Here is a 12,106-nt window from a genome sequence, read left to right as displayed (position 1 = left end):
ATGGTGGCTCAAGGCCGTTCGCCATGGGTGATGAGGGTAGGGTCGCCAAAAAAGGCCTCGAGCTGGCACAGCTCCAGCAGCTCCAGCACAACGTTGCTGTGCCAGATCAGTGCCAGGGATGAACCTTGCTGTAGTGCAGCTTTCTTTGCCGCCAGCAGCAGTTGCAGCCCGGCGCTGTCGATCTCGGATACCGCGGCCAGATTCAGCTCCAGTTCGCGCCCCTGATGCAGCAAGGGCGAGAGGGCATCTTTCAGCTCGCTGACCGTATAGATGGTGATCTCGTCCGGCATGGTCACCACCACCTTGTGGTCGAGCTGCTCACTCTGTAGTTGCATGATGTGCTCCGGATCAGGGCATGATGAGCTTGGCGACTGCGGCCAGCATCTGCTCGGGCTGGAAGGGCTTGACCACCCAGGCTTTGGCTCCTGCGGCTTGTCCCTCCTGCTTCTTGCTGTCTTGCGACTCGGTGGTCAGCATGATGACGGGGGTGAATTTGTAGCTGGCCAGCTTTTTGGCCTCTTTGACGAAGGTGATGCCATCCATGTTCGGCATGTTGACGTCACTGATGATCAGGTTGATCTTCTTGCCATCAAGCTTCTTGAGCGCATCTTTGCCGTCGTTCGCCTCCATTACTTCATAACCTGCTCCCTTGAGGGTCATGCCTACGACTTGGCGAATGGTTGCCGAGTCATCCACGATCAGGATCGTTTTGCCCATATCTCTCTCCTAGAAAAATGTGATGTCGGCGCTACTTGGCTGCGCTTTGACAGAACGGGTGGTGCGACCATGGTGAATATTGCGCTGCTCGTCAGTGGCATATGAGAGCTCCATCTCTGCCAGCCAGCGATTGGCATCGATCTGGATTGGTCCCCCTGCCTGGCTGTTCTGCTCGGAAGCAACGAGGTGGTTGGCGAGGCTCTCCATGTTTTGTCTGACGTGGCTGAGGATCTGGCTGACCCTGTCTTGGAATTGCAGCGAGACAATGACATTGGATATTTCGAGGTGGATCTCCGTGCTTTCGTTTTGCAGCAGGGACGCCGATTCCGCCAGGCTATCGGTGGCATGACGAAAACGCGTCAGCACTTGCTCTATGGTCTGCTCCGAATTGAGCGCCGAGGCGTGATCCCGAGCCGCCGCATTCTCGGCAATCTGGAAAGCACGGCCGATAGCGGTGTTGATGGTATCGACCTTTTCGGTCATCTTCTGGGCGGTCTCGCTGGAGAGGCGCGAGAGGTTGCGAACCTCATCGGCGACCACGGCAAAGCCACGACCGGCTTCGCCAGCGCGAGCCGCTTCAATGGCAGCGTTGAGAGCCAGCAGGTTGGTCTGGGAGGCGATTTTGGCCACATCCATGGCCATGGTGTTGAGCTCTATGGTGTAGGTGGTCAGGCTCTTGATTTCGGCCAGCATGGCATCACGGTTTGCCTGGGCAGAGTGCAGGATGGCAACCACCTCATTGAGTTGTTGCTGGCTCTCGCTCAAGACCCCGGCCATGCCACGGGAATTGGCATCACCCAGTTCACCAGCGGCCAGATGGGAGGCACTGACAGCCTCTTCCAGCTTGCTGGCCAAGCCGCTGAAGCGTTGAGTCAAATCGATCATCGCCGCTTCGGTCTGTTGGCGAGAGTTTTCAATCTGTTGTGACCAGATGGGCAGTGCTTTCTCGCACACCTGTTCGAGCCCGACGATGGAGTGGGCGAGGGTATTGGTTGTGGTGGGCTCTTCCCGCTCGGCACAGTTTCGTTGCAAGTGCCGGTGGAAGTGGCTTGATGTCCAGAGGGCGGCTGCAATGGCAACCAGCACATTGAGCAGCAGATAGAGAGGTGACAGCGCATCGGCGAGTTGCAGCAACAGGCAGCTCAGCAGAGCAAGCCCGATGCAGCAAATCCAGCAAACCGGTTCCCAAAGCGGTGTGTTCACGCCACTTTTGTGTTGTGCCATACGTAGCTTATCCCTGTGCAAGTATCTGGTAAGAGGTCAAGGAGCGGGACTGCGAGAGTCATGGTGTCCCTTGAAGCTCTTTTCTTTATTTATAGTTGGCTCAGTAAGGTTAGCGGAAAAAAATAAATTGGCTGCAAATCGGATTTGTTTGCATCAGCGATAGCACTATCGGGGGATGGCAAAGAGGATGGCGGGAGGCGAGAGCTGCGGGCAAGGAAAGAGAGAGGCGGGCAAGGAAAGAGAGAGAAGGAGCCTGATGATTCAGGCTCCTGATGAGGATCAGGCCTGGTTGACGTGGGCCTTCTTGCATCCTTCAACGGCGTGGGCAATCAGTTCCAGCGCACTCTGGTCGCAGGGGGGCAGTTCGGCATCGCATGAGTTGATGGGGGTGACGCGATCGCCCCACTTGATGATGGCTGCGCCCCAGGTCAGTCCTGCTCCGAAGGCGGCGGTCAGCAGATAGGAGTTCGGCTTGACGCGGCCCTGCTCCAGCGCCTCGCACAGGGCGATAGGGACGGTAGCTGCGGAGGTGTTGCCGTAGTTTTCGATGTTGACCATCACCTTGTCCATCGGGGCATTCATCCGCTTGGCCAGGGTCTCAATGATGCGAACATTGGCCTGATGGGGCACGATGAGATCGATCTGCTCAGGGGTGATACCGGCCTGGGTGAGTGCGCTCGTGGTAGCCTCGCCCATCCCGCGCACCGCGCGTTTGAAAATCTCCTGGCCTTCAAAGTTGAAGGTAAACAGACCGTCGATATCGGCGAAACGCACCCGATCGGTACCAAAGTTCGGTACGTGCAGGATTTCCCTTGCTTCGCTGTCACAGCCGAGTTTGTTGGCAATCAGGCCACACGCATGCTCGCTCGCCTCGATCACCACTGCCCCCGCACCATCACCAAACAGCACCGCGGTATCGCGACGGGTCCAGTCCAGCAGGTAAGTCAGACGCTCGGCACCGATCACCAGTACCTTCTTCATCATGCCGGTTTGTACCAGGGATGTGCCGACTGACAAGGCGTAGACAAATCCGGTACAGGCGGCATTGAGGTCGAACACGGCGGCGTTGACGGCCCCCAGTTTCTGCTGCACCGCAGAGGCTGCGTTGGGCGCGAGGGTATCCGGGGTTGCTGTCGCCAGTATGATGCAGTCGATATCGGTGGCATCCAGCCCGGCACAGGCCAATGCCCGGCGACTGGCCAAGGTGGCGAGATCCGAGGTGCTGACGTGGGAGATCCGGCGAGCCTTGATGCCGGTACGCGGATAGATCCACTCGTCTGATGTATCCATGATGGTGCTGAGGTCATCGTTGGTCAGCACGGAGGGAGGCAGGCATTTGCCCCAGCCGGTGATATTGGCGTATTTCATCTTGTTACCGCTTCTCAAAGTGGATCGCCCGCGGGCGGAAAATCGTGCGATTATGCCGTACGAGACAACCACTGTCATCTTGTGGTCATGGCTATGCGCAGGGCGAGCAGCGGCGCCATCTGGCCCGAAAGGATGGCAAGGTGCTGAACATGGCAGGAAATTTTGCTTAAAACGCGGGCCTCGGCTGCCCTAAGATAGGCGCTTCCCCACCGATGAGGGTATCCCTTGCACAGAGCCAATCTCAACTTGCTACCCACCCTCAAGGTGCTGCTGGAGACCCGCAATATCAGCCGCGCCGCCGAGCTGCTGCACCTGAGCCAGCCTTCCATCAGCAAGCAGCTTGCCCAGTTGCGCTGCGAGTTTGACGACGAACTACTGGTGCGGGAGGGGCAACGCTGGCTGTTGACGCCACGGGCCGAACTGCTGGCCGCCCAGCTGGCGGATTCTCTCGGGGCGCTGGAGCGGCTCTACGAGGCCCCCGGGTTTGACCCGAGCTGCTGCGAGCGGGTATTTCGGCTCGCTTCCTCTGATTATGTGGCCCAGCATATCCTGCCCGATATCTGCGCCGCGCTCGCCAAAGAGGCGCCGTTGGCGGCGCTGGAGTACAGCCTGTGGGATAAGCGTCAGTTGCCGCAGCTGTGGCAGTCCGAGCTGGATCTGGTCTCCACCATTACCGAGCAGGTACCGGATCAGATCCGCGGACTGCATCAGGGGGAAGATCGGCTGGCGGTGCTGATGGGAAGCCACCATCCGTTGGCGGGCAAGGCGCTGAGTCTTGATGACTATCTCGCATGGTCTCATCTGCAGGTGAGCGGCGGTGGCGACAAGGACAGCCCAGTAGAGCAGGTGCTGGCGCCGCAGGGGCTGAGTCGGCGCTGGTTTGCCAGAGTTCCCTTCTTTCAGGCGGCAGTGGAGGTGTTGCTGCGCACCGATTGCCTGATGACCACCCCGGCCCATATCGCCTGGCAGCTCTCCTGCGGCCATGGGCTCACCTTTGTCGATCTGCCGTTTGCTACCCGTGACCAGCAGTATCATCTGCTGTGGCACCAGCGCCACCATCAGGAACCGGCCCACCGCTGGTTTCGCGAGCTGGCCTACCCCTTCCTGCGGGATCACCTGCAACGCACCGTCGGCGAGAGTCGCAAGCAGCTCGATCACACAGGTTAGTCCCGGTCAGTTGTGTCGCACTATAGCCATTAGCTATGGAATCTATTCATAACTTTCACTACTGGCATAATGGCTCACCCCGTACCCTGAGTGCAGGTCGTCATATCGCGCACAAAAGAGGAAAAGCATGGAACTGACGAGTTGGCTGGCACTGGCCGCAATCTGCGTGATGGGCGCCATTAGTCCAGGGCCGAGTCTGGCGCTGATCATCCGCAACACGGTGCAGGGGGGGCAGGGGCACGGCGTCGCCACTGCGCTCGGTCACGGCCTCGGGGTTGGTATCTATGCGCTGGTCACCGCGCTTGGCCTCTCCATCTTGATCACCCAGACCCCGATCCTGTTTGACGTCATTCGCTATGGCGGCGCCGCATTTCTTGCCTGGCTCGGGGTGAAAGCCCTGTTGGCAAAACCAGCCAGTAGTGAAGCGAATGAAGAGGTACACCAGCTGCGTGGTCGGCAGGGGGCCTTTGAAGGCTTTATGGTGGCCTTTCTCAATCCCCAGCTGGCGGTGTTCTTTATCGCCCTGTTCAGCCAGTTTGTGCGGGCCGATACCGGCTGGAGCGAAGGGGGCATCATGATGCTCACCGCTGGCGGGATTGATGCCGTCTGGTACGTGCTGGTGGCGCTGGTGCTCTCCCGTGGTCCCGTACTGGCGTGGCTCAAAGCCAAATCCTTCGTGATCGACAAGGTCAGCGGGCTGGTACTGCTGGGATTGGCTTTGAAGGTGGTGCTTTAGTCCTGCAGTCCTCTTGTGGACGATCCGTTATTGGGGCTGGCACTCAAGGTAGTTATCTAATCCTGCATTTCGCAGATACCTTAAGCGGGATCAAGGCACGTGGGTGGTGAATGGGCTAGAGTAGCGCCCATTTGCTGTCCGCCCTGATCCCGAGACCATGCACCAGAACAAGCACCCGTTAAGCCACAACAACCGGTTGGAGCTGCTGGCTCCGGCCAAGAACCTCGCCTACGGCATCGAAGCCATCAACCATGGTGCCGATGCCGTCTACATGGGCGGCCCTGCCTTTGGCGCCCGCAGTGCGGCGGGCAACTCCCTCGAAGATATCGAAGCGCTGGCGCGCCACGCCCACCGTTTTGGCGCTCAGGTGTTTGTCGCCTTCAACACCCTGCTGCACGATCACGAGCTGGAGCAGGCCCAACGGCTGACCCACCAAATTTACGAAGCCGGTGCCGATGCGCTCATCGTGCAGGATATGGGGCTGCTGGCGCTCGATTTGCCACCCATCGCGCTCCATGCCAGTACCCAGACCGACAACCGCACGCCGGAAAAGGTGAAGTTTCTGCAGGATGTGGGCTTCTCTCAGGTGGTGCTGGCGCGCGAATTGTCGCTCCAGCAGATCCGCGAGATCAGTGCGGCGACCAACGTGCAGCTGGAGTTCTTTATCCACGGCGCGCTCTGTGTCTCCTACAGCGGTCAGTGCAACATCAGCCACGCCCGTACCGGCCGCAGCGCCAACCGCGGTGAGTGTGCCCAGCTCTGCCGTCTGCCCTGCTCGCTGCAAAAGCCGGACGGTGAAGTGCTGGTGGCCGACAGTCACCTGCTGTCGCTCAAGGATATGGATCAGACCGACAATCTGGAGGCGCTGATTGCCGCAGGCATTCGCTCGTTCAAGATTGAAGGGCGCCTCAAGGGGCTCGATTACGTCAAGAACGTCACCGCCTGGTATCGCAAGAAGCTCGACGCCATTCTGGAGCACCGCTCCGATCTGGTGGCCGCCTCTGCGGGCCGTTGCAGCTACAGCTTCGAGCCGGATCCGAAAAAGAGCTTCAACCGCGGCAGCACTGACTACTTCCTCAATGGCCGAAAGCCTGGGATCGACTCCACCAAGAGCCCGAAATACGTGGGCGAGCCGCTGGGCCGCGTTACCAAGGTGACCAAGGATGGCATCGAGATCGACGGCAAGCAGGTGACCCTCAACAACGGCGACGGTCTGGGCTTCTTCAAGCCGAACAACGAGCTGGTGGGGATGCGCCTCAACAAGGTCGAAGAGAAGGCAGAGAGTAAGCTGTTACTCCTGTCAGAACGTATGCCGGGGCTAAAAGTAGGCACCGAGCTCTATCGCAACCACGATAGTGCGTTCAGCAAGATGCTGGAGAAGGCGAGTGCGGATCGCCGCATCCGGGTCGATATGCAGCTCTCTGAATGCGATGAAGGCTTGTGCCTTACCCTCACCGACGAGCAGGGCATCAGCGCTGCGGTGACCCTGCCGTGCGACAAGCAGCCGGCTGACAATCCGGAGCGGGCGCTGCAACAGGCGCGGGATCAGCTTGGCAAACTCGGCAATACCCTGTTTGTGGCGCGCAAGATTGAGTTGGTGGTAACGAGGCCGCTATTTATTGCGGCATCACAGCTTAACGGGCTGCGCCGGGATGGCATTGCCGCGCTGGAGGCCGCACGTGTGGCCAGCTACCAGCGCCCCGAGCGACGCATCGCCCTGCGGGATATCAGTTATCCCCAGCACCGCCTCTCCTACCTTGGCAATGTGCTCAACAGTGCCGCCGAGCAGTTCTTCCGCGAACACGGGGTCGAGCGCATCGCTCCCGCCTATGAGGCGAACAAAGAGGAGGGGGAAGTGGTGCTGATGATCACCAAGCACTGCATCCGCTACAGCCAGAACCTCTGCCCGAAAGAGGTGCCCGGTCTCAAGGCCGAGCCGCTGGCGCTCAAGATGGGTAAAGACACCTTCCGCCTGCGCTTTGACTGCAACCGCTGCGAAATGCAGGTGATGGGGAGCCTGAAACGCTGATCAAACAGCCCCTTTCTCCGTCTGGAAAAGGGGCAACTTTTTATCGCAGGTTCTCTGTCCACCCTCCTTTAATTGCCAACCTCCCTTTAATTGCCCCTCTCCAGCGCCAGCAGCGCCTTTTTAATCTCCAATCCCCCCGCATAGCCGGTCAGGCTGCCGTTTTGGCCGATCACCCGATGGCAGGGGACGATGATCGAGAGCGGATTGCGGCCATTCGCCGCGCCCACTGCCCGCACCGCATTCGGTTTGCCGATGGCGCGGGCAATATCGCTGTAGCTGCGGGTCTCGCCATAGGGGATGTCGCACAGCGCTTGCCACACCGACTGTTGAAAGGCGGTGCCACGGGCGGCAAGGGGCAGGGAGAACCGCTGCAAGCGACCGGCAAAATAGGCGTCAAACTCGGCGAGGAAGGGGGCCAACGCCCCATGGTCTTGCTGCCAGCCACTCATATCGGGCAGTGCCCGCAGGCCCGCCACAAAGTCCACGTGCACCAGACCACATTCATTGATGGCGACCAGCAGGTCGCCGCAGCGGGTCGGCAGGATATCGTAGCGGATCATGGGGTTATCTCCTGTTGTCGGTTATCTGGCTGTTTTTCGTTGCCGGTGGAAGGGGGCCGCAAATTGGGTGCTTCGCTCATGGCGTGCCACAGCCAGCTGGCCGCATAGCTGCGCCACGGTTGCCATGCTGCGCTTTGCGCCAACACCTCCTTCACCGGCAGCTTGGCGCCGCCCCCCAGCGCTTTTTGCAGCACCAGATCGGAGGTGGGGAAAGCATCGGTATCCAGCCCGCAGCGCAGTCGCCAGTACGAGACCGTCCAGGGGCCTATGCCCGGTAGCGCCAGCAACTGCTCGTCTGTGGCCGTCGTGAGGGTCAGCTCGCCGCTGGCCAGTGCCTGCGCCACTCCCCGCAGGGTGCGAATGCGGCTGCCGGGCATGCCGATGCCGTCGAGATCGAGTTCGCACAACTGGGCGGGGGTCGGCAGTTGCGCCACCCCGAATTGCGCCTCGGTGCGTGCCACCAGCCGCCCGAGTATGGTGATGGCCCCCTTGACCGACACCTGCTGGCCGACGATGGCGCGCAACATCACCTCGTATTCGTCCCAGCCCCCCGGCAGCCGCACGCCGGGCCAGCGCCCCTGCAAACGGGCGAGCAGCGGGTCCTGACCAAGCAGATCGCCGATCCGCTGCATATCGGCGTCGAGATCCCACATCCGGCGCACCCGATAGAGCAGATCGGGCAGCGCCGCGAGCGGCAGATCATGGACGGTGAGCTGCAGGCTGTGCCCCTTGCCCTGTGCGATGCGCACCAGCGCGACCTGACCGCCGACCCGGTAGCGCCGCTCATATACCTCACCATCCACCCGCTCCAGCCCCGGGATCGCCCGTAGTCGATAGAACGCCAGCATGGCCGCCACGTCATAAGGGGGGCGATAGGGTAGTTGCAGGGTCAGGGTTGCGCCACGCGGCGCCGAGCCCATGTGGTCTGGCGCGTCATCGTGTGCCTCTTGTTGGCGCAGGGTGCGCGGGGCCAGCCCGTAGGCGTTGAGCCAGGCATCGTTGAAGCGGCGGATGCTGGCAAAACCTGCGGCAAACGCGATGTCGGTGATGGACAGCCCGGTTTCGGTCAGCAGCCTTTTTGCTAGCAGCAGGCGACGCGTCTGTTCCACCTGTTTTGGCGAGGCGCCAAGGTGCTGCTCGAACTGGCGGCGCAGCGTGCGTTCGCTTATCCCGGCCTCTTTAGCCAGTTCGGCGAGCGTGCCGTCTGCCAGCTCGCCGCGATCGATCCGCGTCAGCAAACGGGCGAGTTCGGGCGGCAGATCGCCACGGGCTGCGGGGGCCAGCTCTGGGCGGCAGCGCAAACAGGGGCGCAGGCCATGTTGCTCGGCGGCCGCGGCGCTTTGGAAGTAGCGCACATTGTGCTCGTGCGGTGGCCGTGCCGGGCAGACTGGCCGGCAGTAGATGCCGGTCGAGATGACGCCGGTAAAAAAGCGGCCATCGAAGCGGGCATCGCGGGCGAGTCGCGCGGCATGGCACTGTTCGCGGCTGAGGGTGTTGATCACCTCATCCGGTGACGACTCTGGGCTTGGCTTTGCATTCATGGCGTGGCGGCTTTGCTGGAATTGATGGCAAGAGAGTAAGGGCGCGCGGGGGCTATGACTAGCCAGAAACGGACAGGGACAGCAAAAATCGGTCGCACTCTTTCCTTTTATCTTGTGTGGCTCGGCGGGGCAATTTGGCAGGGCAGCTCGGTAAGCCATATGCACCGGATCTATCGAGTTGGTCGGCTACAGCCACTGCTACTGCATTGCTACCGCGCATCACCACTGACGAGTACCGCTTTCATCGCCGCGCTCATCAGTGTGCCCCGGATGATATAGTCACTGTCAGGATCCGCATTCAAGGAGCTTGTTGTGAAGAAGATCATCTACATAGTGTTGGGAGTGGTGGTCGCCGCCGTGGTTGCTATTGCCGCCCTGGTCAGTCTGATCGACCCGAATCAATTCAAACCCCAATTGGCGGAGCAGGTGCGCAACAGCACGGGCCGCGAGCTGGTGATGACGGGAGCGATTGGCTGGCGCTTCTGGCCGAGTCTCGGCCTCTCGCTGGAACAGGTCGCTCTGCGCAATCCGGCCGGTTTTGCCGAGCCGGATCTCGTTCGCTTCAAGCAGGGGGAGGCATCGGTGGCCCTGTTGCCGCTGCTCTCTCATCGACTGGAGATCGGCAAGGTGACCTTGAGTGGCGCCCATCTCTTTATCCAGACCAAAGCGGATGGCAGCTCCAATCTGAGCGGCCTGCTCAAAGACGCTGCTGCCTCAACGGCGACAGCAACGAGCGAGCCTGCAACTCCCGCTACCTCGCCCGCCCCGACAGGTGACAAGCAACCTTGGCAGATCAGCTTGCAGGGTGTCGCGCTGTCTCAGGCCAGTGCATTGGTGCAGGACGATCGCCGAGGTACTTCACTGCGGCTAGCGCGTCTCGATCTCGATATCGGGCAGCTGATTACGGGGCAGTGGGTTCCCGTGACCCTGGCCGCCAAGGGGAGTGCCGACAAGCTCGATTTCGATATCAAGGGTCAGACCCAAATCAAGCTGGCGCAAGAGGTGATGGCCAGTGAACTGAAAGATCTGGATCTAGGCGGTAGCCTGAGTGCACCAGCCCTGCGGCTCGATAGCTTCTCCATCAAGGGGGATCGGCTTGCTCTTGGCGAGTGGAGCAATCTCACTCTGGCGTTCAAAGGGGCCAAAGGTGATGCGCTGGCTGGCTCAATGGAAGGGACGCTCAAGGGGCGGCTCGACAAGGAGCTGAAGCTGGCAGAGCTCTCCGATGCGGTGCTGACCGCCGCGCTGGAAGGGGATGAGCTACCGCGCCCGCAGATGAAGCTGAAACTGGCCGGTTTTGCCCGCGCCGAGCTCGACAAGCAGCTGATAACCCTGAGCAAACTGGTGATGAGTGCCGATGAGGCGCTGCTGAGTGGCGATGGTGCCGTGCAGCTTGGTGCTGTTCCCGCGATCACCTTCGATCTCAAGGGGGAGAAGCTGGATCTCGACAGCTGGCTCGCCAAGCCGACACCGGCCACGACCGCACAGGCGAAAGAGGCCAAACCGGCGGCCAGTGCCGCCAACGCCGCGGCAAGCGGCAATAAAGCGGCAACCGGTAATACGGTAACCGGTAATAGTGAAGCCCTCTCTGCGGTTGAACCGGATCTGAGCGCGCTCAAGGGGCTGGATCTGGATGGTCGCTTGCAGCTCGGCAGCCTGCGCCTGAAAGGGCTGGATCTGGGGAGCGTTGACCTACAAGTTGCGCTGGCCGAGGGGCTGCTCACGCTCAAACAGTTCAGCGCTACTGTGGCTGGCGGTCAGGTGACGGTGAACGGGGTACTCGATGCACGGCAGCAGCCAGCCAGCTATCAGGTGCACAAGCAGATGGCCGGGGTGAACATTCGTCCCTTGCTGCAGACGCTGGCTCACAGCGATCTGCTGGAGGGCAAGGGTGATCTCGATGTGCAGGTGCAGGGCAGTGGTCTCTCTGCGCTGGCGCTGCGCAACCGGATGCAGGGCAAAGTCACATTGAAACTGAGCGATGGTGCCCTGCACGGCATCAACTTGCCGGAGATGATCCGCGAGGCGCGGGCTACCCTCACCGGCAAGGGGACCGAGCAGGTGAAAGAGGCGCGCAAGACCGACTTCAGCGCCCTGACCGCCAGCTTCCAGATTGCCGATGGCATCGCCCGCAGCAAGGATATCCAGCTCTTTGCACCGGCCTTGCGGGTTAAGGGGGAAGGGCAGACCGCGCTGGTGCCACAGAGCCTCGACTTCCTGTTCCTCACCTCCATCGTCGAGAGCAGCAAGGGGCAGGGGGGCAAGGATCTGGATGAACTGCAAGAGATCACCATTCCGGTGCGGATCGGTGGTCACTGGCAGGCGCCCAGCTATCAGCTCGACGTGAAGACGCTGCTCAGCAACAACAAGCTGCTGGAGGAGAAGGCGCGCAAGGAGGCCGAGCGCGGGCTCAAGAAGTTGCTCGGCGACAAGGCCGACAATGAGGCCATCAAAGGGGTGGCCGATCAGCTGCTCAAGGGGCTGTTCAAATAGGTGACGGTTCGCATGGGCTGGCGGGAGCTGCGCCACGGTTTCGACCGGCGGCTCTCTTTCGCCTAGCAGAGCGTGGGTCAGTTGCCAGGCACTGTTCGCGGCTGAGGGTGTTGATCACCTCATCCGGTGACGGCTCTGGGCTTGGCTTCGCATTCATGGCGTGGCGGTTTTGCCGGGATAGTTTGCTGGAATAGATGGCAAGAGAGTAAGAGGGCGTGACTCGCCAGAAACGGACAGGGATAGCAAAAATCGGCCGCATTTTTCTGTTCAC

At 60.8% G+C, this 12,106-nt stretch carries 10 protein-coding genes; 4 read left to right on the top strand and 6 right to left on the bottom strand.

The annotated features are described in order from the left end of the window. Nucleotides 1–8 precede the first annotated feature (8 nt). The 4 genes from ACY8FN_RS20160 to ACY8FN_RS20145 all read right to left on the bottom strand — a co-directional run bounded on the left by ACY8FN_RS20160 (nucleotide 9) and on the right by ACY8FN_RS20145 (nucleotide 3,309). Complete coding sequence (locus tag ACY8FN_RS20160) at nucleotides 9–335, bottom strand: STAS domain-containing protein (protein ID WP_463101024.1); 327 nt, start codon at nucleotides 333–335, stop codon at nucleotides 9–11. A 13-nt stretch (nucleotides 336–348) separates the two neighbouring features. Continuing rightward, entirely contained in the window at nucleotides 349–717 is a 369-nt protein-coding gene (locus ACY8FN_RS20155) for a response regulator (protein WP_068977849.1), read from the bottom strand. A gap of 9 nt (nucleotides 718–726) precedes the next feature. Further along, nucleotides 727–1,941 carry a methyl-accepting chemotaxis protein gene (locus ACY8FN_RS20150; RefSeq protein ID WP_463101023.1) on the bottom strand — a complete coding sequence of 405 codons (1,215 nt, stop codon included), beginning with the start codon at nucleotides 1,939–1,941 and terminating at the stop codon, nucleotides 727–729. 279 nt (nucleotides 1,942–2,220) lie between these two features. Next, a complete protein-coding gene (locus tag ACY8FN_RS20145) occupies nucleotides 2,221–3,309 on the bottom strand; it encodes a beta-ketoacyl-ACP synthase 3 (RefSeq protein WP_463101022.1) in 1,089 nt (362 codons plus the stop codon). A gap of 225 nt (nucleotides 3,310–3,534) precedes the next feature. Between ACY8FN_RS20145 and ACY8FN_RS20140 the strand changes: the two genes are divergently transcribed. The 3 genes from ACY8FN_RS20140 (at nucleotide 3,535) to ACY8FN_RS20130 (ending at nucleotide 7,241) form a co-directional block, all read left to right on the top strand. Continuing rightward, nucleotides 3,535–4,476, top strand: coding sequence for a LysR family transcriptional regulator (locus ACY8FN_RS20140; protein WP_463101021.1), 942 nt, complete (start codon nucleotides 3,535–3,537; stop codon nucleotides 4,474–4,476). A gap of 127 nt (nucleotides 4,477–4,603) precedes the next feature. Further along, a complete protein-coding gene (locus ACY8FN_RS20135) occupies nucleotides 4,604–5,212 on the top strand; it encodes a LysE family translocator (RefSeq protein WP_068977853.1) in 609 nt (202 codons plus the stop codon). Between the two features lie 157 nt (nucleotides 5,213–5,369). Continuing rightward, complete coding sequence (locus ACY8FN_RS20130; RefSeq protein ID WP_463101020.1) at nucleotides 5,370–7,241, top strand: peptidase U32 family protein; 1,872 nt, start codon at nucleotides 5,370–5,372, stop codon at nucleotides 7,239–7,241. 86 nt (nucleotides 7,242–7,327) lie between these two features. Here ACY8FN_RS20130 and ACY8FN_RS20125 read toward each other — a convergent pair whose 3' ends face one another. Together ACY8FN_RS20125 and ACY8FN_RS20120 are read right to left on the bottom strand one after the other, a co-directional pair. Continuing rightward, nucleotides 7,328–7,801 (bottom strand): methylated-DNA--[protein]-cysteine S-methyltransferase, encoded by a 474-nt coding sequence (locus ACY8FN_RS20125; RefSeq protein ID WP_463101019.1) that lies wholly within the window; start codon nucleotides 7,799–7,801, stop codon nucleotides 7,328–7,330. Then, on the bottom strand, nucleotides 7,798–9,342 hold the full coding sequence (locus tag ACY8FN_RS20120) for an AlkA N-terminal domain-containing protein (RefSeq protein WP_463101018.1): 1,545 nt from the start codon (nucleotides 9,340–9,342) through the stop codon (nucleotides 7,798–7,800). Before ACY8FN_RS20120 ends, ACY8FN_RS20125 begins: the two co-directional genes overlap by 4 nt. Before the next feature lie 312 nt (nucleotides 9,343–9,654). Here ACY8FN_RS20120 and ACY8FN_RS20115 point away from each other — a divergent pair, with 312 nt between their 5' ends. Further along, nucleotides 9,655–11,835, top strand: a complete 2,181-nt coding sequence (locus ACY8FN_RS20115) for an AsmA family protein (protein WP_463101017.1) — start codon at nucleotides 9,655–9,657, stop codon at nucleotides 11,833–11,835. The last annotated feature ends 271 nt before the right edge of the window (nucleotides 11,836–12,106 follow it).

This window comes from Aeromonas sp. 160P, from assembly GCF_055193095.1.
This window is presented reverse-complemented; position numbering and strand designations above follow the sequence as displayed.